Origin of the sequence: Shewanella violacea DSS12, from assembly GCF_000091325.1 — a bacterium.
GTDB lineage: Bacteria > Pseudomonadota > Gammaproteobacteria > Enterobacterales > Shewanellaceae > Shewanella > Shewanella violacea.
Map to the genome: position 1 here is coordinate 1,440,648 of NC_014012.1, position 21,523 is coordinate 1,462,170.

A 21,523-nucleotide genomic window follows, 5' to 3' on the forward strand; every position below is an offset into this window, starting at 1 on the left:
GATTCTAGCAAAAAACTAAGATGTAGAGTTAGGCTGGCGGCCATTATACATGGCTATTAATTAAATACTAAATCACACACGTATCGACACATTCTTCGGGGTGCCTGTAGAGGTCGAAGATATGGGATGCGTGGAGGTCTAACCCCCAAATAATTTAAGGTAATAAAATGACTACAGTTTCAATGCGCGACATGCTTAAAGCCGGTGTTCACTTCGGTCACCAGACTCGTTACTGGAACCCAAAGATGAAGCCTTTCATCTTCGGTGCCCGTAATGGTGTTCACATCATCAACCTAGAGCACACTGTGCCTATGTTCAATGAAGCGCTTGCTTTCATCAGCAACGTTGCTTCAAAGAAAGGTAAGGTTCTTTTTGTTGGTACTAAGCGTGCTGCAAGCGAAGCAATCAAAGAGTCTGCGATTTCTTGTGACCAGTACTATGTTGATCACCGCTGGTTAGGCGGCATGTTGACTAACTGGAAAACAGTTCGTCAATCAATCAAGCGTCTTAAAGACCTTGAAAGCCAGTCTGTAGACGGTACTTTTGACAAGCTTACTAAGAAAGAAGCTTTGATGCGTACTCGTGAGCTTGCGAAATTAGACAAGTCTCTTGGTGGTATTAAGAACATGGGCGGTTTGCCTGACGTTCTTTTCATCATAGGTGCAGATCACGAGCATATCGCTGTTAAAGAAGCTAACAACCTGGGTATCCCAGTTGTTGCTATTGTTGATACTAACTCTTCACCAGACGGTATCAACTACATCATTCCTGGTAATGATGATGCAATGCGCTCTATTCGTTTGTACACTGAGTCTGTTGCTGCAGCCGCTAAATCTGGCCGTGGTCAAGATCTTGCTGTTCAAGCTGAGCAAGACGGTTTCGTAGAAGCCGAATAATAGGGTCGATGATTTTCATCCCTTATTAACCAAGATACATGATAGGTAAACAGGGGCCTTAAGGCCCCTGTTTTCTATCTATTGAATTTGTAGAATTATCTGTAGAGGATTTAACAATGGCAATTACTGCTGCCCAAGTTAAAGAACTTCGTCAACGCACTGGCGCTGGCATGATGGATTGTAAGAAAGCGTTAGTTGAAACTGATGGTGACATCGAACTAGCGATTGATAACATGCGTAAGAGCGGTGCTGCTAAAGCTGCTAAAAAAGCAGGTAACATAGCTGCTGAAGGTACTATCCTGATTAAAAATGGCGAAGGTTTCGCTGCGCTTTTAGAAGTTAACTGTCAAACAGACTTCGTTGCAAAAGACGCAAGCTTCCTAGCATTTGCTAATTCAGTACTAGACGTTGCTGCTGCATCTAAAGTATCTATCGAAGAGTTGAAAGCACAATTCGAAGACACTCGTGTTGCACTAGTGACTAAAATCGGTGAAAACATCAATGTTCGTCGCGTTGAGTACATTGAAGGTGCAAACCTTGCTTCTTACCGTCACGGTGAGCGTATCGGTGTTGTTGTAGCCGGTGAAGCTGATGAAGAAACACTAAAGCACGTAGCAATGCACATTGCTGCTTCTAAGCCTGAATTCGTTAACCCTGAAGATGTTCCAGCTGAGCTAGTGGAAAAAGAAAAAGCACTTCAGATCGAAATCGCTATGAACGAAGGCAAGCCTGCAGAAATTGCAGAGAAAATGGTTTTCGGTAGAATGAAGAAGTTCACTGGTGAGATCTCTCTTACTGGTCAAGCTTACATCATGGAACCTAAGAAAACTGTTGGTGCAATTCTTAAAGAGAAAGGCGCTACTGTTTCAGGCTTCGTTCGTTTAGAAGTTGGCGAAGGTATCGCGAAGAAAGAAGAAGATTTTGCTGCTGAAGTTGCTGCTACCATAGCTGCTACTAAGGCTTAATCTCCTGTTGTAAGCACTCCTAAGACCGCGGCACTGCTGCGGTCTTATTGTATTATTTTACCTATCGGCATCAATCGGGACTATAAAAATGAGCACGAATCCTAAACCTGCATTTCGACGTATTCTTCTCAAACTCAGTGGTGAAGCCTTAATGGGCGAAGAAGGCTTTGGTATCGATCCTAAAGTCTTAGATCGCATGGCTCAGGAGATTAAAGAACTGGTTGAGCTCGGCCTTCAGGTAGGTGTCGTTATCGGTGGTGGTAACTTATTCCGTGGTGAGGGGCTTGCACAAGCGGGCATGAACCGCGTCGTGGGCGATCACATGGGTATGCTAGCCACTGTAATGAATGGTTTGGCGATGCGTGATGCTCTACATCGTGCTTATGTCAATGCTCGTTTGATGTCTGCTATCCCGCTTAAAGGTGTCTGCGATGATTATAATTGGGCCGAAGCCATTAGTTTGCTAAAGTCCGGTCGAGTGGTCATTTTTGCCGCTGGTACAGGCAACCCTTTCTGCACAACTGATTCGGCAGCTTGTCTGCGCGGTATTGAAATTGAAGCCGAAGTTGTGATCAAAGGCACTAAGGTAGATGGCGTCTACTCAGATGATCCAGTGAAGAACCCTGATGCAGTAATGTATGAAGAAATGGGTTACGATGAAATTCTGGAGAAAGAATTAAAAGTGATGGATCTTGCTGCATTTACTATGGCGAGAGATCACAACATGCCTATATTGGTATTTAACATGAACAAGCCTGGTGCCCTACGTCGAGTGATTATGGGTGAGCGGGAAGGTACAATGATCAAATCAATGACAACAAATAATTAAAATTATTGTAATATCCAGTCAGCAAAAAGTTACCGGCTTAGTGTGACTGGCTAGTCCTATTACTAAGAATTTAGTGCCTCATTTAAAGGATATATAACGTGATAAACGAAATCAAAACAGATGCTCAAACACGTATGGCTAAATGTATAGAAGCCACTAAGACTCAGATGGCTAAGGTCCGTACAGGCCGTGCACATCCTAGCCTTTTAGATTCAATTAAAGTTTCTTATTACGGTTCAATGACACCACTTAAGCAAGTGGGTAACGTGACTATCGAAGATTCACGTACTCTGGCTGTTTCTGTGTTCGATGCCACTATGATCCAAGCGGTAGAGAAAGCTATTATGAGTTCAGATCTAGGTCTAAATCCTATGTCTGCCGGTGCAGTGATCCGCATTCCACTTCCTTCATTGACAGAAGAGCGTCGTAAAGACCTTATTAAGGTTGTTCGCGCCGAAGCTGAAAACAGCCGAATCTCTGTTCGTAACGTGCGTCGTGATGCTAACTCTGAAATTAAAGCCTTAGAGAAAGAGAAAGAGTGTACTGAAGATGATGTACACCGCACCGAAGACGAAATACAGAAATTCACCGATGCTCATATTAAGCAGATTGATGAACTTTTGTCTGCAAAAGAAGCAGAGTTGATGGAAGTCTAATCTAGGACTAAGAAACTAGAGTTCAGACGCCGTGTAGCGGTATACTACACGGCGTTTGCTTTTTTAAGGGTTGTAATAGATGTCAATCGATTCCCAGTCTGGTTCTGAATTCTCTGCCGAAGAGATCACAGAACTTGTTAAACAGTCTAAGCCTAAACACGTCGCTATCATTATGGATGGTAACGGACGTTGGGCCCAGGCACAGGGGAAACCCAGAATTATGGGACACAAGGCGGGAGTAAAAGCCGTCAGGCGAGCTGTGAGTACCGCCAGAGAGATCGGGATCGAGTCGTTAACCTTATTTGCATTTTCCAGTGAAAACTGGCGTCGTCCCGATAAAGAGGTCTCTTTCTTGATGGGGCTCTTCTTTACTGTGTTGCAACGTGAAATAAAGTTGCTGCATAAAAATGGAGTCAGACTCAATATTATCGGTGACATCAGTCGTTTTTCTGAACGCCTACAGAAACAAATTTCAGCAGCTGAAGAGAAAACGGCTGGCAATACAGGTTTAGTACTCAATGTCGCGGCTAACTATGGCGGGCGTTGGGATATCATGCAAGCGGCGCAGGCTCTGGCTAAAAAGGTCGAAACAGGTGAAATGAACAGCAGTCAGTTCACTGAAGAGGCCCTAAGTCAGCATTTATGCATGCAAAACCAAGCCGAAGTTGATTTAATGATACGCACTGGTGGAGACTATCGTATCAGTAATTTCATCCTCTGGCAGGCAGCCTATGCTGAGTTGGTTTTTACCGACACTCTATGGCCAGATTTTGATGAAAATGCATTTAAACAGGCAGTTGCTATTTTTGCATCTCGCCAACGAAGATTCGGCCTCACTGGTTGCCAAGTTGAGACTATGCAGTCCGAATCATAATTTTTTTGAGGGTTTTTTTTTGCTAAAACAACGAATAATAACGGCAATTTGGTTAATTCCCTTGGTTTTGGGAGCTGTGTTTTTGCTTCCCACAGAATATTTTGCCTGGGCATTGGTACCGGTATTTCTGATTGCAGCCAAGGAATGGGGACAGATCATCGATAAGCGCTGTCAAATAACACAGTGGAGTTTTACCATCACCATAGGTGCGCTATTAATCGCACTCAACCTGTTTGTTCCTAGCGACGAACTTTGGTTCAAAGGTCATCTGCATCCTATCTACCTGGCTATCATCTTGATTGGTGCCTTATGGTGGGCTATCTCTTTCTTATTAGTGATCTCTTTTCCCAAGAGTTCGGCTTTGTGGCAAAAGAGCCATATGTTTAAGTCGATGTTTGGACAGCTTACACTCATTCCTTGTTTTGCAGCCTTGATTTCACTTAAGGGACTCAGTTCTGAAGCTGACCCTTATTATGGTGGGATCTTAGTCTTCTTGGTTATGCTTGTGGTTTGGTCCACCGATACCGGAGCATACTTTGCGGGTAAAGCCTTAGGGCGTACTAAGTTGATGCCTAACGTGAGCCCAGCTAAAACTATCGAAGGTCTGGTCGGTGGTTTAATTACTAGCATGGTTATTGTGATGGGAGTCATGCTGGTTTCACCAGAACAAGAGCTTGGCTTAGTCATAGCAGTGACCTTATTTATCGCCCTAGTTTCGGCGGTGGGTGACTTGTCTGAGAGTATGTTTAAGCGCGTTGCCGACATTAAAGACTCGGGTACTATTTTACCCGGACACGGCGGTATACTCGACAGAATAGACAGTCTTACAGCTGCATTACCTGTGTTTACCCTTATCTATATCGCATTTTGGATGTAACCTAATGCAAAAAATGGTCATACTCGGCGCAACGGGATCCATAGGTGCTAGCACCTTGAGTGTCATTGGCAACAACCCTGAGGCGTATTGCATATATGCCTTGGTGGCAAATACTAATGTGGATAAGATGTTGGCTCTGTGTATAGAGCACAAGCCGTCAATTGCTCATATGGTAGATGCCGATGCTGCCATGCTATTGCGCCAGCGTTTACCAGTAAACTCTGGGGTTGAAATCACAACGGGAGCAGCTGAACTAGATGATCTGGTCAGTTCAGCCTGTGTTGATACCGTTATGGCTGCCATTGTTGGCGCCGCGGGTTTGCTGCCGACACTTGCCGCTGTTAAAGCGGGGAAGCGAGTGCTATTAGCGAATAAAGAGTCCTTGGTGATGTCTGGCAGCTTGTTTATCGACGCTATGAAGGCCTCCGGGTCGCAGGTGCTGCCTGTAGATAGCGAGCATAATGCGATATTTCAATCTTTGCCTGAATCAATACAGAAAAATATTGGTTACTGCGACCTAGAAGGTGCAGGAGTATCTCATATTTTACTGACAGGTTCAGGGGGGCCTTTTCTCACTTCTCCTCTGGATTCTCTTAGTACCATGACACCGGCGCAGGCTTGTAAACATCCTAATTGGTCTATGGGTCGTAAGATATCCGTCGATTCGGCCACCATGATGAATAAGGGGCTTGAATATATTGAGGCCCGTTGGTTATTTAATACCACTCCAGACCAGCTTAAGGTTGTCATACACCCCCAGAGCGTTATCCACTCTATGGTTCAGTACCGAGATGGCTCAGTTTTAGCTCAATTGGGTAACCCAGATATGCGCACACCTATCGCTCATTGCATGTCTTATCCCGAAAGAATTAACTCCGGAGTTGAACCTTTAGACTTTTTCAAAGTCGGACAGTTAAGCTTTCTTGAACCTGATTTCGAACGATTCCCCTGTCTTTCTCTTGCCATTGAGGCTTGTAAGCAAGGCCAGGAAGCGACGACAGTGTTAAATGCAGCAAATGAAATATCGGTTGCTGCCTTTTTGGAAAATAAGTTAAAGTTTACTGATATAGCTAAAATAAATGAAACATGTTTAAACAAGGTGTCTATGTCCTCTTTAACAAGTTTGGATGATATCATCGCCTTAGATACACAAACACGCAGATTTGCTTTAGAGTTAATAGCAAAGATTTAACTAGCTCAAAGGATGGAAATGATCGACTTTCTATGGAACTTAGGTTCCTTCGTTATTGCATTAGGCATATTAATTGCTGCACATGAATATGGTCACTTTTGGGTGGCTAGGCGTTGTGGGGTTAAAGTTGAGCGGTTTTCAATCGGCTTCGGTAAGGCGATATGGCGAAGAGTCGGTAAGGATGGCACCGAATATGTGTTAGCCATGATCCCTCTAGGCGGCTATGTCAAGATGCTTGATGAACGCGTGGACGAGGTGCCTGAAGAGTTAAAGGATCAAGCATTTAATCGTAAAAGTGTTTGGCAACGTATCGCCATCGTTGCAGCAGGGCCAATCGCTAACTTCATTTTTGCCATAGTGGCGCTCTATTTCATGTACCTTATTGGCGTACCTGCACTCAAGCCCGTTATAGACGCAACACGCATGGACTCACCTGCGGCGCAGATTCAAATTCATGAACCTATGTTGATAACGTCGGTGGAAGGTAATCGAGTTCGTAACTGGGAAGAGGTGACTTATGCCTTGGTTAGTGAGATTGGTGAGTCAAAGATAGATATCACCTTAGCTCCTCTAAAGACGAGTGCCGATGGAGCACTTGGTAAAAATATACATTAGATACTAAATCCTGGGAGTTCGATCCGGACAAAGAGTCGCCTATCGCTTCATTGGGACTCGATTTTTATAGACCCGAATACTCCCTGTTTTAGGATTAGTGACCCCAGATGGCGCCGCCGCTGCTGCAGGCCTAGAGGTAGGAGATACCTTAGTCGCCGTTAATGGTGCGCCCTATGGTGAGTGGAACGATTTTGTCAGTAAGATTAAAGCATCGGCCAACAAGACCTTGTCAATTACGATCAGACGGGCAGGTGAACAGTTTCAATTAAAAGTGACCCCAAGTGAACGTAAGGGGGCCCAAGGTCAAATCGAAGGTGTTATCGGTGTTGCGCCGACTCAAGCCGATTGGCCAGAAAACATGAAACTACAGCTGGAATATGGTTTCATCGATTCATTTGGCGTGGCAGCAGATAAAACGTGGCAACTTATCTCTGTCAGCTTTAAGATGATGGGTAAGCTGATCACAGGCGATCTGTCAGTTAAGAATTTAAGTGGACCAATTTCCATAGCCCAAGGTGCTGGTAACAGTGCTAACTATGGTTTAGTTTACTTTTTAGGTTTCCTCGCATTAATCAGCGTTAACTTAGGTATTATTAATTTACTGCCTTTGCCCGTGCTTGATGGGGGACACTTGTTGTATTACTTCATAGAAGTGATCACAGGAAGACCTGTACCAGAAAAGGTACAGGAAATAGGATTCAGATTTGGGGCAGCTATGCTGCTTATGTTGATGAGCATCGCGCTTTTTAACGATTTCTCCCGACTCTGAGCAGGGACACACACATAATTAGAAGTGCTCTATGAGATTTAATAAACTTTTTGCCTCGATGGTATTAGTCGGTGCGTCTTTATCAGGGAACGGTTGGGCAGAAACATTCCAGCCTTTTGAAGTCACAGATATTCAAGTTCAAGGTCTACAACGCGTAGCTCTTGGCGCTGCCTTACTGACTATTCCAGTCAAGGTAGGCGATACTGTCGATGAACTTAAACTTCAACAAGCGATCAAAAGCTTGTATGCCTCGACAAACTTCGAACATATCGAAGTCCGTCGCGATGGCGGTGTTCTAGTTGTCACCGTCAAAGAGCGTCCAACGATCAGTTCAGTTACCTTCGAAGGTAACAAGGACATCAAGGATGAGCAGCTACAAGAGAGCTTAGACGGCTCTGGGGTGAAGGTAGGTGAGTCGCTAGATAGAACCATGCTCGCCGGTATCGAAAAAAGCCTACAAGATTTCTATTACGGTGTCGGTAAATACGGCGCTAAAGTAGAAGCCGAAGTCGTCAATTTACCTCGTAATCGTGTCGAGTTGAAATTCAACTTTACCGAAGGTTTGGCCGCTGAAATCAAGCAGATTAACGTAGTCGGTAATAAAGTTATCACAGATGCCGAGTTGATTGGCATGCTGGAACTTAAAGATTATGTCGCTTGGTGGGACCTGTTTGGTGAGCGTCGTTATCAGAAGCAGAAGCTTCAGGCGGATCTCGAGACAGTAAAGACCTTTTATCATAACCGCGGTTATATTCGTTTCGATGTCACTTCAACCCAAGTGGCCATGACTCCGGATCGTAAAGGCTTGTATATCACCATCAATGTCGACGAGGGTGAAAAGTACACAGTTAAAGACGTTAACCTAACTGGCGACCTCATGGGACGCGAGAAAGTGATGAAGGCGATTCTGCCTATCAAGGCTGGTGACACTTATAATGGCGCCGATGTTACGTTTGCCGAAGAGATGTATGGCAAGTACTTAGGTCGTTTCGGTTACGCTTACCCTGAAGTTAAGACTTACCCTGAAATTAATGATGAGACTAAAGAAGTCAGTCTCACTGTCAGTATTCAGCCGGGTAAACGTGTCTATGTGCGTAACATTAATTTTTCTGGTAACCAAGTTACTAAAGATGAAGTTTTGCGTCGCGAACTGCGCCAGATGGAAGGTGCTTGGCTTAACTCGGCTCAAGTAGAGCAGTCGAAAGCACGTCTGAATCGTCTTGGTTTCTTTGAAACTGTGGACACGGAAACTTTACAGGTTCCTGGCACAGATGATTTGGTCGATATTGATTTTAAGGTGAAGGAACAACCTTCGGGTTCTTTCAATGCCGGTGTGGGTTATGGTACTGAGTCTGGTATGAGCCTGCAGTTTGGTGTACAGCAGAGCAACTTCCTAGGAACCGGTAATCAGGCAGGTATCAATCTAAATACCAACAAGTATTCTAAGAATGTGAACTTGTCCTTTACCGATCCATATTTCACTAAAGATGGTGTCAGCTTAGGCGGCAGTATTTACTGGAATGAGTTCGATGCTCATGAAGCTAACCTAGAGAGATATCAGAACAGCTCTTACGGTATCGCACTTAATTCGGGATTCCCGATTAACGAATATAACCGTATTAACGGTGGAGTAGGTTTCCGACATAATACTATCTCGGAAATTTCGGCCTATGAGCAGGCGCTCAGGTTTTATGACATTTATCGTGATGCGGACCATCCAGATTCAGATCTGGCCTTTAATAACTTCGAGCTCAATCTTGGTTGGTCTCGCAGTACATTGAACCGTGGTACATTCCCATCCGATGGCTCGTCTCAGCGTTTAAGTACTAAGGTAACGATACCAGGTTCTGATCTGCAATATTTCAAGGCAGATTTTGATACTAGTTTCTATTTCCCTCTTAGTCGTAACCACAAGTGGGTCGTGTTAACTAAAGCTCGTTTGGGCTATGGTAATGGTTATGGACAATTTAACGATAATGACCAGATCTTACCTTTTTGGGAAAACTATTATTCAGGCGGAAGCAGTTCGCTACGTGGTTTCAAGTCTAATTCGGTCGGTCCGCGCTCGTTCTACTTGAGTCGTGGTCTAGAACCTTGTACTCCGGATGCGACTGGCGATGGTTGTTATTTACCGGGTGATCCAAATCAGGTCCAGGTCAATGACGGTCGCTCTATCGGTGGTAATGCGATTGCAACAGCCAGTTTTGAAGTGATAGTGCCGACACCTTTCTTGGATGAGGCTTACTCTAACTCAGTGCGTACCAGCTTCTTCTTCGATGCGGGCAACGTGTGGGATACTGAGTTTGATTATGATTCATATAAATACCTTCCTGCCCATGAATTTGATAAACTTGCGGATTATTCTGACGCGAGCAGAATTCGCGCCTCGGCAGGCATGAGTGTGCAATGGTTATCACCCATGGGACCTATGGTATTTAGTTTAGCTTGGCCTGTTAAAGAATACGAAGATGACGAAACTGAAATCTTCTCGTTCAACATTGGTAAAACTTTCTAACTTAAAATAGTTAATATACAGATAAATCGGCAAGCTTTGCTGATAATGGAGTTTATAGTGAAAAAGATTTTTAATCGCGCAATGACAGTATTGGTTCTTATTGCTGCACCTATTGCGGCACATGCTGAGAAGATTGCAGTAGTTGATATGCAGTCAGTTTTTCAACAATTACCTCAGCGAGAGCAAGTTAGTAAGACTCTGAAGGCCGAATTTGGTGATCGTGTTGCCAACGTGCAAAAAATGCAGGAAGAGCTTCGTGGCATGCTTGAGAAGCAGCAACGTGATGGTGCCTTGATGAGCAAGTCTCAGAAAACTGAAATGGTACGTAAGATGGAGTCGATCAAATCTAAACTCCAGCTAAAGGGCAAGGCTTTAGACGAAGATATGCGTCGTCGCCAAGGTGAAGAGCAGAATAAATTATTGGCTAAAGTTCAGAAGGCAATCAATGCTATTGCATTGAAAGAGAACTATGACCTAGTGCTTCAGCGCGGTGCAGTTATCTATGTTAAACCAACATCTGATATCAGTGCAAAAGTAGTTAAAGCACTTAGCAAAGGTTAATGGTAAAGGCTAATCATCAATGAAAAGCTATACCCTTAAACAGCTGGCTTTAATATTAGGCGCTGAGATTCAAGGCGATGAGGCACTGGAGATATCCAGTGTCGCAACCCTGGAGAATGCGGCCCAAGGTCAGCTTACTTTTTTAGCTAATGCTAAATATCGAGCTCAGTTGGAGAAGACTCAGGCTAGCGCCGTGCTTATTTCTCCTCAAGAGCTCGAAGGTTTTACCGGTAATGCTCTGGTTTTAACCGATCCCTATGTAGGCTTTGCTCGTGTTGCACAGCTGCTGGATACCACACCCAAAGCAGCCATTGGCATACATGACTCTGCGGTCATTCCTACTTCGGCTAAGCTAGCCGAAGGAGTTGCCATAGGCGCTAATGTGGTGATCGGTGAAAACGTTATTCTTTCAGAAAACGTTCAAATCGGCCCAGGTTGTGTCATTGGTCAAGACTGTATCATAGGTTCAGGCACTCGCCTCTGGGCGAATGTCACCCTGTATCATGATGTACACCTTGGGCAAGATTGCATTATACATTCGGCTGCTGTCATTGGAGCCGATGGCTTCGGTTACGCCAATGAGCGTGGAATCTGGATTAAGATCCCCCAAACAGGCGGCGTTCGTATTGGCAATCGAGTCGAGATCGGTGCCAGTACTACGGTGGATCGTGGTGCTATCGAGCATACTCAGATACATGACGGTGTGATACTGGATAATCAGGTACAGATAGCCCATAACGATATAATCGGTGAAAACACGGCTATTGCTGGCAACTCAACGATTGCGGGCAGCACACACATCGGTAAGTACTGCATCATAGGTGGAAATAGTGCCGTTGCGGGTCATATCAGCATCGTTGATGGTACTCATATCTCAGGTGGCACTAATGTCACCAGCATTATCCGTGAGCCAGGTGTGTACACATCCACAACTGTTGCCATGAATAATAAGTTATGGCGCAGGAATACCGTAAGATTTAGACAGTTAGATGAGCTTTTTCAACGCGTTAAAAAGCTTGAAAAATCGAGTCAAACAGAAAATTAACTGCCGAGCGGCAGCCTAAGGAAAATGTGTGTCAAATGAATTAAATACCATGGATATCAAAGAGATAATGAATTCTCTTCCCCATAGATATCCATTCTTATTGATCGATCGGGTTTTGGACTATACTCCTGGTGAGTCTCTCCACGCGATAAAGAACGTCACAATCAATGAACCTTTCTTTCAGGGACACTTCCCGGTTCAGCCTGTGATGCCTGGTGTTTTGATCTTAGAAGCCATGGCCCAAGCAACTGGTCTGCTGGCTTATAAATCTATGGAAGCTGCGGCAGAGGAGTCTCTTTATTACTTCGCCGGCATAGATAAGGCGCGTTTTAAGCGTGTGGTTGAACCTGGTGATCAGCTACACTTTGAAGTTAAGTTAGTTAAAGAACGCCGCGGGATCGGGGTGTTTACTGGTGAAGTTCGAGTTGATGGTGAGCTAGTATGCTCGGCACAAATCATGTGTGCTCGTAGAGAGATTAAAAAGTGATAGATAAATTAGCGTTTGTACATCCTGATGCCAAAATTGGTAATAATGTCACCATAGGTCCCTGGACCTATATCGGTGCCGATGTAGAAATTGGTGATGATTGTTGGTTAAGCTCTCATGTCGTTGTCAAAGGCCCAACAGTCATAGGCAAAGGTAATAAGATCTTTCAATTTGCATCAGTCGGTGAAGATTGCCAAGACAAGAAGTATGCAGGTGAAGCAACGCGACTCATCATGGGCGATAATAACGTCGTTCGTGAATCTGTGACCATACATAGAGGCACGACTCAAGATAAGGGCGAGACTCGTATAGGGTCAAACAACTTATTCATGGCTTATGTGCATATTGCCCACGATTGTGTAGTCGGTGACAATGTGATCATGTCTAATAACGCTTCTATTGCTGGTCATGTACATGTTGGTGATTGGGCCATATTAGGTGGCCTCACAGGTGTTCATCAATTTGTTCGCATTGGTGCTCATGCGTTTACTGCAGGTTACTCATTGATCCTGCAAGACGTGCCACCTTTCGTGATGGCATCGGGTCAACCTGGTATACCTCGTGGATTGAACAGCGAAGGCATGAAACGCCGTGGTTTCTCGAAAGAGAGCCAGATAGCGGTTAGACGGGCTTATAAGACACTCTACCGTAAAGGTTTGACAGTCGATGAGGCTATCACTGCGTTATCGGCAGAGTCTGATGATGAACAAGTTAAATTTATGATTGATTTTGTCTCTAATTCCAATCGTGGCATCATCCGCTAGACCTGCCTGACCAGAGCCCGTATTACTACGGGCTCACTATTCCCCATTCGTTACTATTTTAAGATCCCCATCCTATGAGCGACAACAAACAGATGATATTTGCTATGGTTGCTGGAGAGATCTCCGGTGATATTTTAGGTGCTGGTTTAATCAAGGCGCTACAAGAATGCTATCCCAATGCACGATTTATCGGTATTGGTGGACCTCGTATGGAAGCCTTGGGCTTTGAATCTATGTTCTCCTATGAAGAACTTGCCGTGATGGGCATAGTTGAAGTCCTGTCTCGTCTGCCTAGATTATTGAAAGTTCGCAAAACTTTGATTGATGAAATTTGTGCTATTAGCCCCGATTGTTTCATCGGCATAGATGCGCCAGATTTTAATATCGGTCTCGAACTTAAGCTAAAGCAGCGGGGCATAAAGACGGTGCATTATGTCAGCCCTTCGGTATGGGCTTGGCGACCGAAACGCATTTTCAAAATTGCCAAGGCGACGGATATGGTGTTGTCATTATTGCCTTTTGAAAAAGCGTTTTACGATAAACATCAAGTGCCGTGTACATTCGTGGGCCACACCTTAGCGGATGATATTCCACTTATTAGTGATAAACTTGAGGCTCGCAGGGCCTTGGGCTTAGATCTTAATGCCGAGTATCTGGCTGTTTTACCCGGTTCTCGTGGCGGCGAGCTTAAACAGTTAGCCGAGCCTTTCGTTCGTGCGGCTAAGCTAATCAAGCAGCAATATCCGGACATTCGTTTCGTGACACCGGTTGTGAATGCTAAGCGTCGAGCTCAGTTTGAAGAGGCGCTTAAAACATATGCCCCAGATCTTGAAATCCATATCCTGGAAGGACACTCGAGAGAGGTGATGGCCGCCAGTGACTGTATCTTGTTGGCGTCGGGGACTGCAACGCTGGAAGCCATGCTAGTCAAAAGGCCCATGGTTGTCGCTTATCGTGTTAGCCCTATCACTTATCGCATTGCCAAGTCCTTGATGCTGATTGACAAGTTTTCTCTACCTAACCTGCTTGCCGGAGAGGATTTGGTGACTGAGCTCATTCAAGAAGACTGTACTCCTGAGCTGATTGCAGCCGCGGTGTCTGAAACATTGGACGGGGATTTCACTCCACTTAAGAATAAATTTCTCGAACTCCATACACAGTTGAGGTGTAATGCCAGCGCTCGCGCCGCAGAAGCTGTGGTTAAGCTCATCTCTCATTAGTGTATTTTTCAGTTTTAGCTCTCAGTTAACAGGTATTAAGCATGGCAATATTTAAAGGTATTACTCCCGAGCAGATTGACAGTTTGGCTGTGGGATTATACGCCGGTGTCGACGAGGTTGGTCGTGGGCCCTTGGTTGGCAATGTAGTGACAGCTGCGGTGATTTTGGATCCTAACAATCCTATCCTAGGGCTTAATGATTCTAAGAAGTTGAGCGAGAAGAAACGTGAGGCTCTGTTCACCGAGATCCATGAGAAGGCTTTGTCTATTAGTGTGGGTCATGCTTCGCCGGAAGAGATTGATGAGCTTAATATTTTGCATGCCACCATGTTAGCCATGCAAAGGGCTGTTGCCGGGTTAGAGATTAAACCTGTGAAAGTGTTAGTCGATGGCAACCGGACCCCCATTTTTCATCATGGCGACAACACAGAACTTGCCATAGAGGCTCATGCAATAGTGAAAGGCGATGGTCTGATTGCTGGTATCAGTGCGGCCTCAATCATAGCTAAGGTTATCCGTGACAGAGAGATGGAATTGCTCGATATGGAACATCCTCAATATGGATTCGCCAAACATAAAGGCTATCCAACTAAGGCCCATTTTCAAGCCTTAGAGCAACATGGTGTGCTAGCAGAACATAGAAAAAGCTTCCGCCCAGTGAGAGAAAGGTTAGCAAAGGAACTGGAAACTAGTATCTAGGAACACATTTTGCTGCTCTAACCAATCACTCTGGCTTGGTTTGTTTGAGTCTGTTAATCTTTCTCAGGCTTTCACCTTCCCTTTTTTACTAATTTTTTTACTAATGTAAGTACTCAAAAATATGTCTGATCCCAGTTTTGTGCATCTACGCGTTCACAGCGATTATTCCATGTCTGATGGCCTGGCCAAAGTGAAGCCTATCTTAGCTAAGGTGACAGAACTTGGCATGCCAGCAGTCGCGTTAACCGATCAGACCAACCTATGTGGGCTAGTTAAATTTTATGGTGCCTGCCATGGTGCGGGTGTTAAGCCCATCATAGGTGCCGATTTTTGGGTAAGAGTTCCCGGGTTCGATAAAGATTTATGTTCGGTCACTGTGATAGCCATGGATAATGACGGATATTTGAATTTAACTTTATTAATCAGTGACGCTTACCTGAGGGGTCATATAAACGATAGGGCTGTTATCGATCAAGAGTGGCTGATTAAATACAGTAATGGATTACTACTACTCTCGGGCGGACGTCATGGAGATGTCGGTAGGGCGCTGTTAAAGGGTAATAAGCCGCAAGTCGATTCATTAGTCGAATTTTATCAGACTCATTTTCCCGATCGTTACTATCTGGAACTTTTACGTACTGGCCGACCCGATGAGGAGACTTATCTTCATCTGGCTGTGGAGCTGGCACAAGAGAAAGGTTTGCCTGTGGTGGCAACCAATCAGGTGGTGTTTAATAGTCCAGAATTCTTCGATGCCCATGAGATCCGTGTCGCTATTTCAGACGGTTTCACTTTAGCCGACCCACGTCGTCCGAAGAAATACAGTGATCAACAGTATTTTAAGAGCAGCGAAGAGATGTGTGCGCTGTTTGAAGACATTCCCGAAGCCATTGCCAACACAGTAGAGATAGCCAAGCGCTGTAGTGTGACAGTGCGTTTGGGTGAGTATTTTCTGCCTAACTTCCCAACGGGTGAACTAAGCATCGAAGATTTCCTGGTGAAGGTGTCGGAAGATGGCTTGGAGAATCGCTTAGAATTTCTATTTCCCGATCCAGAGGTCAGGGCACAGAAGCGTCCTGCATACGATGAACGTCTGGATATAGAACTTAAGGTGATTAACCAGATGGGCTTCCCTGGCTACTTTCTCATCGTGATGGAATTTATTCAGTGGGGAAAAGATCAGGATATTCCAATCGGTCCGGGTCGTGGATCTGGAGCAGGGTCCTTAGTGGCCTATGCCCTCAAGATCACCGATCTCGACCCGCTGGAATATGAACTCCTGTTCGAGCGTTTCCTCAACCCAGAACGTGTTTCTATGCCGGATTTCGATATCGATTTCTGCATGGACAGACGAGATGAAGTTATCGACCATGTAGCCGAGCTCTATGGCCGTGATGCTGTTTCTCAGATCATCACCTTCGGTACCATGGCTGCTAAGGCCGTTATACGAGATGTGGGCCGAGTATTGGGCCATCCCTATGGCTTTGTTGACCGTATCTCTAAGATGGTGCCAGCCGAGCCTGGTATGACTCTGGCTAAAGCCTTCGAAGTAGAGCCTGCTCTACAGGAGTCTTACGATGGTGATGAGGAAGTAAAAGATCTTATCGACATGTGTCGAATATTAGAAGGTGTCACGCGTAACGCGGGTAAGCATGCGGGGGGCGTGGTGATATCGCCGACCAAAATTACCGATTTTGCTCCCATCTACTGTGACTCCGAAGGGAAAAACCCGGTTACTCAATTCGATAAGAATGATGTTGAGACTGCGGGCCTGGTCAAGTTTGACTTCTTGGGACTGAGAACCTTGACCATCATCGACTGGGCATTGCAGATGATCAATCCCAAACGTAAGGCGTTGGGTAAAGAGCCTGTGCGTATCGAGTCGATACCCCTGGATGATAAAAAGAGTTTCAAGCTGCTACAGCGTTACGAGACTACGGCGGTATTCCAGTTGGAATCTCGTGGTATGAAAGATTTGATCAAGCGTCTGCAACCGGATAGCTTCGAAGATATGATTGCTCTGGTGGCCTTGTTCCGTCCGGGTCCACTTCAGTCCGGCATGGTAGATAACTTTATTGAACGTAAGCACGGTCGAGAAGAAGTCTCTTTTCCCGATGCCGAGTATCAACATGAGTCTCTCAAGTGGGTACTCGAACCCACCTACGGCATTATTCTCTATCAAGAGCAGGTGATGCAGATAGCCCAGGTGCTCGCGGGCTACTCACTTGGTGGCGCGGATATGCTGCGTCGAGCCATGGGTAAGAAGAAACCCGAAGAGATGGCCAAGCAGCGTGGTACCTTCGAAGAGGGCGCCATCAATAATGGTATCGACGGCGAACTGTCGATGAAAATTTTCGATCTGGTGGAGAAATTTGCCGGTTACGGATTTAACAAGTCTCACTCGGCAGCCTATGCACTGGTTTCCTATCAGACACTCTGGCTAAAGACCCATTATCCGGCCGAGTTTATGGCGGCGGTAATGTCTGCCGATATGGATAATACCGATAAGATAGTCATCTTGGTGGATGAATGTGAACGTATGGGTCAACCTCTGTTGCCACCGGATGTTAACAAGGGTTTGCTAAAATTCAATGTCGATGAAGAGGGCAAGATTGTCTACGGTATCGGCGCCATCAAGGGAGTGGGTGATGGCCCAGTTGAGTCGATACTGGCCGCGCGTAAGGATGGTCCTTTCAAAGATCTGTTCGATTTCTGTGCGCGGGTAGACCTTAAAAAGTTAAATAAGCGCATCATGGAAAAACTTATCTGCGCCGGAGCCTTGGATAGCTTAGGGCCTCATCGCGCCGCCATGATGGCGACTTTACCCGCAGCCGTACGCGCCGCGGATCAAAATGCCAAGGCTGAGGCCATCGGCCAGCATGATATGTTTGGTTTGCTCAATAGCGATACCGAAGATATCAAGCAACAATTTGTGCAGTGTACTCCTTGGCCCGATAAGATCTGGCTTGAGGGGGAGCGTGAAACCTTAGGTCTTTACCTCACAGGTCACCCGATAAATCAGTATCTCAAAGAGCTGAAGCATTACACATCGGGTCGACTCAAGGATGTACATCCAACAGAGCGTGGCAAGACAATGAAAGCCGCCGGCCTGGTTATTGCGACGCGAGTGATGATGACCAAGCGTGGGTCTAAGATGGGGCTAGTGACTCTGGACGATAAGAGTGCTCGCCTGGAGGTGATGCTATTTACCGAGGCATTTGAGAAGTTTAACCACCTACTGGAAAAAGATCGCATCTTGATTATCGAAGGTGAGGTCAGTTTCGATGATTTCTCCGGTGGCAATCGTATGACTGCCCGAAACATCATAGATATGGGAGAGGCGCGTAATCATTTCGCCAGTGCCCTAGAGGTTGATATCGACAGTGACTCAATTGATGAAACTTGGTTAGATAGTTTCAAGCAAGTGGTGGAGCCGTGGAAAAAGGGCTCAGTACCCATCATAGTCAATTATGCCCAACCACAGGCTAAGGCGCAGCTTAAGCTAGGGGATAACTGGAGAGTGAATCCGACAGATGAGCTCATGCTGGCGCTGGAAACCTTAACCGGAGCTGGCAAGGTGAGGATCTTGTTCTAAATGTCCCTAGATAGGATAAAAAACGACTTAGATGTCGCCAATTTAATTGCTGATAGTGTTGAGTCCTCAGGGATTAAGCCCGGGGCTAAGTTAGTCCTAGCTTACAGTGGCGGCGTTGATTCCGAGCTGTTAGCACTAGGCTTGTCTGAGTTTGCTCGTCAGCACCATGAGTACCGTTACTTGCTGGTTCACGTTCATCATGGCTTGAGTGATAATGCCGATGCTTGGGTTGGTCATTGTGAGTCTAGAGCCACTGTTTATGGACTCCCTATCAGCATCAAACGCGTGGTGGTGGATACAGGTCCGCGTAAGAGCGTCGAGGCCGAAGCGAGAAACGCACGTTATAATGCGATTAAATCTCAGATGGCACCTGGAGATGCCTTATTGACCGCACACCACCTGGATGATCAGCTCGAAACTGTGCTACTGGCATTAAAGCGAGGCCTAGGCCCCAAAGGGCTATCGGCTATGGGAAGTTCTCAGGTATTTGGCAAAGATAAGCAACTAATTAGACCTCTTTTATCTATTAGTCGTGAGCAGATTGAGGCGAAAGCCAGCGCTGTTGGACTTGTTCACATTAACGATGAAAGTAATAGTGATGACAAGTATGACCGAAACTTTTTACGCTTAGAGATCATCCCAAGACTCAAAGCCCGTTGGGGCGCCATAGCGACCACTGCGAGTCGTAGTGCATTGTTATGCGCTCAGCAGCAAGCAGTTATCGATGATGAGGTGAGTGAACGCTTACCCGCTTTTATCTCATTCAGTCAGGGGCGTTATTCACTCGACTTAGGGCTTCTCGGGTTGCAGAGTGACAACTGGCAATCATTGCTCTTCAGAGGATTTATAGAGCAGCTTGGTTTTGCTCCACCATCCCAGACTCAATTAGCCCAATCATTGTCTCAATTACTGACGGCAAGACAAGATGCCAAGGTCGAACTTAGACTGGGAGACTTGTTGATTAGGCGCTATCAGGGGCGTGCTTATCTTGGATCGGTAATAGATGAAAAATGTGAGTTACCGCTTCACAAATGTATTGAGGTCGATGGCAGCAGTTTATTAGATCAAGGTGCAGAGGTTAGTCTCTCCCTATCAAAGCATAAAAGGCTTTCGATAACTAAGCAGAACAGTTCAGATAGAGTGCGTCTTCCTGATAGTACCCAGCTTGTTAGCATACGTTTTTCGGTGAAGGGAAGTACCCGATGTCATCCTGTGAATAGGGCCAAAGCTAGAGAGCTGAAAAAATTATGGCAGGAGTATGGTATTCCCCCATGGGAAAGAGAAAGAGTGCCCTGTATTTTTTACGACGAGCAACTGGTGTGCGTCGTGGGTTATTGGATAGAAACCAGATTCTTGTGTGAACAAGATGAACTTGGACTCGTGTTCACTTCACATCAGGTTTAATACATACATTACCAATGGTATTAGCTAAGTCTAGCTTCATTATTGGCTTAAGCATTCCGCATCTTTTTCATTATCGAATTAACTCAAGTCGGCTCTATAACATTTAGGGCCAGTGGCTTTAGCTCTAGCTCTGTTCAGTTATTTATTGGCTAAGGGTTCTACATCTGTTTCATTACAGAATTAACTCAAGTCAGCTCTATAACATCTTCGGCCGGCGGCTTTCGCTCTGTTCAGTTATTTATTGGCTAAGGGTTCTACGTCTGTTTCATTACAGAATTAACTCAAGTCAGCTCTATAACATCTTCGGCCAGCGGCTTTAGCTCTGTGCAGTTATTTATTGGCTAAGGGTTCTACATCTGTTTCATTATCGAATTAACTCAAGTCAGCTCTATAACATCTTCGGCCGGCAGCTTTAGCTCTGTTCAGTTATTTGTTGGTTAAGGGTTCTACATCTGTTTCATTACAGAATTAACTCAAGTCAGCTCTATAACATCTTCGGCCGGCAGCTTTCGCTCTGTTCAGTTATTTATTGGTTAAGGGTTCTACATCTGTTTCATTACAGCATTAACTCAAGTCAGCTCTATAACATCTTCGGCCAGCGGCTTTCGCTCTGTTCAGTTATTTATTGGTTAAGGGTTCTACATCTGTTTCATTACAGAATTAACTCAAGTCAGCTCTATAACATCTTCGGCCGGCAGCTTTCGCTCTATATAGCGCTTTATCGGCTCTCTCATACAATGAACAGGCAGTTTCATCACTCTTCCATTGGGAGAAACCTAGGCTGGCTTGCACTTGATGTTTCTCAAACAGTGGCAATCCAGACATGGCTTGCAATACTCGCCTACATAAAATTTCGGCAGCTGCCAGATCGCCGCGAACCACGACAACAAATTCATCACCACCCACACGAAATGCCTGATCTGTATTTCGGATGGCTTTAGTGAGCAGCTGGCCAAACTCTGAAAGTACAGTGTCGCCAAAATGATGTCCGTGTACATCATTTAGCATCTTAAAATTATCCAGATCTAAAATCACAATCGACAATGGATTATCGTGTCGCGTCGATGTTGCAATGGCTTTCTTAAGACTCTCTATATAGTAATGACGATTGCCCAGTCTAGTGAGTGAGTCATACATTGCCTGTTGCGACATTTCTTGAAATTGAGTGGCATTAAACAAGGGTAATATCACTAAGGTTTGCAGTAATTGTAATTGTTTTGCTTGTGAAGGCAGCAAAGGAGCGGCTAAGCTGTATTCGAGCTGCGCGGTATTACCTTGGTGTACCAATTGCTGCTTGATGGAAAGCCCTTGGTGTCGGCCCCAAGTAAACTGGTATTTGTTATATCTCAACTTTATACCAAGGATAGGCAAGTGTTGACCCATGATCTTGCCGAAACAGGCAAAGACTGTCCTAGGATCTAAACTTTCATGTAGCTGCTGAATGATCTGTACCAGATCTGGCTCCCGACTCTGAGAGTCGAGTAATTCAGGCAGATATCTTGTTTCATCAGAATAAAAGTCTGCCGCTAGTCCTAAGTTCATCATGAGTGCTCCATCAATA

At 45.3% G+C, this 21,523-nt stretch carries 17 protein-coding genes and 1 pseudogene; 17 read left to right on the forward strand and 1 reads right to left on the reverse strand.

The genetic code is table 11. The features are described from left to right. Positions 1-167 precede the first annotated feature (167 nt). The 17 genes and pseudogenes from rpsB (at position 168) to tilS (ending at position 19,962) form a co-directional block, all read left to right on the forward strand. Positions 168-896: a 30S ribosomal protein S2 gene (gene rpsB / locus SVI_RS05760; protein WP_013050514.1), complete on the forward strand. Its 729-nt coding sequence runs from the start codon at positions 168-170 to the stop codon at positions 894-896. Positions 897-1,012: 116 nt separating this feature from the next. After that, positions 1,013-1,861: a translation elongation factor Ts gene (tsf, locus tag SVI_RS05765; RefSeq protein ID WP_013050515.1), complete on the forward strand. Its 849-nt coding sequence runs from the start codon at positions 1,013-1,015 to the stop codon at positions 1,859-1,861. Positions 1,862-1,949: 88 nt separating this feature from the next. Continuing rightward, positions 1,950-2,690, forward strand: coding sequence for a UMP kinase (gene pyrH / locus SVI_RS05770; protein WP_013050516.1), 741 nt, complete (start codon positions 1,950-1,952; stop codon positions 2,688-2,690). A gap of 98 nt (positions 2,691-2,788) precedes the next feature. After that, the gene (gene frr, locus SVI_RS05775) at positions 2,789-3,346 is read left to right on the forward strand and encodes a ribosome recycling factor (RefSeq protein WP_013050517.1); all 558 of its coding nucleotides are present in this window, start codon (positions 2,789-2,791) and stop codon (positions 3,344-3,346) included. A gap of 79 nt (positions 3,347-3,425) precedes the next feature. Continuing rightward, positions 3,426-4,220, forward strand: a complete 795-nt coding sequence (locus SVI_RS05780) for an isoprenyl transferase (RefSeq protein WP_013050518.1) — start codon at positions 3,426-3,428, stop codon at positions 4,218-4,220. Between the two features lie 19 nt (positions 4,221-4,239). Next, on the forward strand, positions 4,240-5,097 hold the full coding sequence (locus SVI_RS05785) for a phosphatidate cytidylyltransferase (RefSeq protein ID WP_013050519.1): 858 nt from the start codon (positions 4,240-4,242) through the stop codon (positions 5,095-5,097). A gap of 4 nt (positions 5,098-5,101) precedes the next feature. Then, positions 5,102-6,289, forward strand: a complete 1,188-nt coding sequence (gene ispC / locus SVI_RS05790) for a 1-deoxy-D-xylulose-5-phosphate reductoisomerase (protein WP_013050520.1) — start codon at positions 5,102-5,104, stop codon at positions 6,287-6,289. 18 nt (positions 6,290-6,307) lie between these two features. Further along, positions 6,308-7,673: pseudogene (gene rseP, locus SVI_RS05795) on the forward strand (sigma E protease regulator RseP). A gap of 31 nt (positions 7,674-7,704) precedes the next feature. Further along, complete coding sequence (bamA, locus tag SVI_RS05800; RefSeq protein WP_013050523.1) at positions 7,705-10,188, forward strand: outer membrane protein assembly factor BamA; 2,484 nt, start codon at positions 7,705-7,707, stop codon at positions 10,186-10,188. Positions 10,189-10,254: 66 nt separating this feature from the next. Continuing rightward, entirely contained in the window at positions 10,255-10,749 is a 495-nt protein-coding gene (locus SVI_RS05805) for an OmpH family outer membrane protein (RefSeq protein ID WP_041420231.1), read from the forward strand. A 19-nt stretch (positions 10,750-10,768) separates the two neighbouring features. Beyond that, complete coding sequence (gene lpxD / locus SVI_RS05810) at positions 10,769-11,794, forward strand: UDP-3-O-(3-hydroxymyristoyl)glucosamine N-acyltransferase (RefSeq protein WP_013050525.1); 1,026 nt, start codon at positions 10,769-10,771, stop codon at positions 11,792-11,794. Positions 11,795-11,822: 28 nt separating this feature from the next. Continuing rightward, the gene (fabZ, locus tag SVI_RS05815; protein WP_013050526.1) at positions 11,823-12,281 is read left to right on the forward strand and encodes a 3-hydroxyacyl-ACP dehydratase FabZ; all 459 of its coding nucleotides are present in this window, start codon (positions 11,823-11,825) and stop codon (positions 12,279-12,281) included. After that, a complete protein-coding gene (gene lpxA / locus SVI_RS05820; protein WP_013050527.1) occupies positions 12,278-13,045 on the forward strand; it encodes an acyl-ACP--UDP-N-acetylglucosamine O-acyltransferase in 768 nt (255 codons plus the stop codon). Before fabZ ends, lpxA begins: the two co-directional genes overlap by 4 nt. 74 nt (positions 13,046-13,119) lie before the next feature. Beyond that, a complete protein-coding gene (gene lpxB, locus SVI_RS05825; RefSeq protein WP_013050528.1) occupies positions 13,120-14,265 on the forward strand; it encodes a lipid-A-disaccharide synthase in 1,146 nt (381 codons plus the stop codon). Positions 14,266-14,306: 41 nt separating this feature from the next. Continuing rightward, positions 14,307-14,963 (forward strand): ribonuclease HII, encoded by a 657-nt coding sequence (gene rnhB / locus SVI_RS05830; RefSeq protein WP_013050529.1) that lies wholly within the window; start codon positions 14,307-14,309, stop codon positions 14,961-14,963. Between the two features lie 121 nt (positions 14,964-15,084). Beyond that, a complete protein-coding gene (gene dnaE / locus SVI_RS05835; RefSeq protein WP_013050530.1) occupies positions 15,085-18,558 on the forward strand; it encodes a DNA polymerase III subunit alpha in 3,474 nt (1,157 codons plus the stop codon). Further along, complete coding sequence (tilS, locus tag SVI_RS05840) at positions 18,559-19,962, forward strand: tRNA lysidine(34) synthetase TilS (protein WP_013050531.1); 1,404 nt, start codon at positions 18,559-18,561, stop codon at positions 19,960-19,962. It begins immediately after the preceding gene. 660 nt (positions 19,963-20,622) lie between these two features. Here the strand turns inward: tilS and dgcS are convergent. Next, entirely contained in the window at positions 20,623-21,504 is an 882-nt protein-coding gene (gene dgcS / locus SVI_RS05845) for a diguanylate cyclase DgcS (protein ID WP_041420232.1), read from the reverse strand. Between the last annotated feature and the right edge of the window lie 19 nt (positions 21,505-21,523).

Coding starts and splice junctions, on each gene's coding strand:
- rpsB (WP_013050514.1), top strand. CDS start 168: ATGACTACAGTTTCAATGCGCGACATGCTTAAAGCCGGTGTTCACTTC.
- tsf (WP_013050515.1), top strand. CDS start 1,013: ATGGCAATTACTGCTGCCCAAGTTAAAGAACTTCGTCAACGCACTGGC.
- pyrH (WP_013050516.1), top strand. CDS start 1,950: ATGAGCACGAATCCTAAACCTGCATTTCGACGTATTCTTCTCAAACTC.
- SVI_RS05780 (WP_013050518.1), top strand. CDS start 3,426: ATGTCAATCGATTCCCAGTCTGGTTCTGAATTCTCTGCCGAAGAGATC.
- ispC (WP_013050520.1), top strand. CDS start 5,102: ATGCAAAAAATGGTCATACTCGGCGCAACGGGATCCATAGGTGCTAGC.
- bamA (WP_013050523.1), top strand. CDS start 7,705: ATGAGATTTAATAAACTTTTTGCCTCGATGGTATTAGTCGGTGCGTCT.
- lpxD (WP_013050525.1), top strand. CDS start 10,769: ATGAAAAGCTATACCCTTAAACAGCTGGCTTTAATATTAGGCGCTGAG.
- lpxB (WP_013050528.1), top strand. CDS start 13,120: ATGAGCGACAACAAACAGATGATATTTGCTATGGTTGCTGGAGAGATC.
- rnhB (WP_013050529.1), top strand. CDS start 14,307: ATGGCAATATTTAAAGGTATTACTCCCGAGCAGATTGACAGTTTGGCT.
- dnaE (WP_013050530.1), top strand. CDS start 15,085: ATGTCTGATCCCAGTTTTGTGCATCTACGCGTTCACAGCGATTATTCC.
- tilS (WP_013050531.1), top strand. CDS start 18,559: ATGTCCCTAGATAGGATAAAAAACGACTTAGATGTCGCCAATTTAATT.
- dgcS (WP_041420232.1), bottom strand. CDS start 21,504: ATGAACTTAGGACTAGCGGCAGACTTTTATTCTGATGAAACAAGATAT.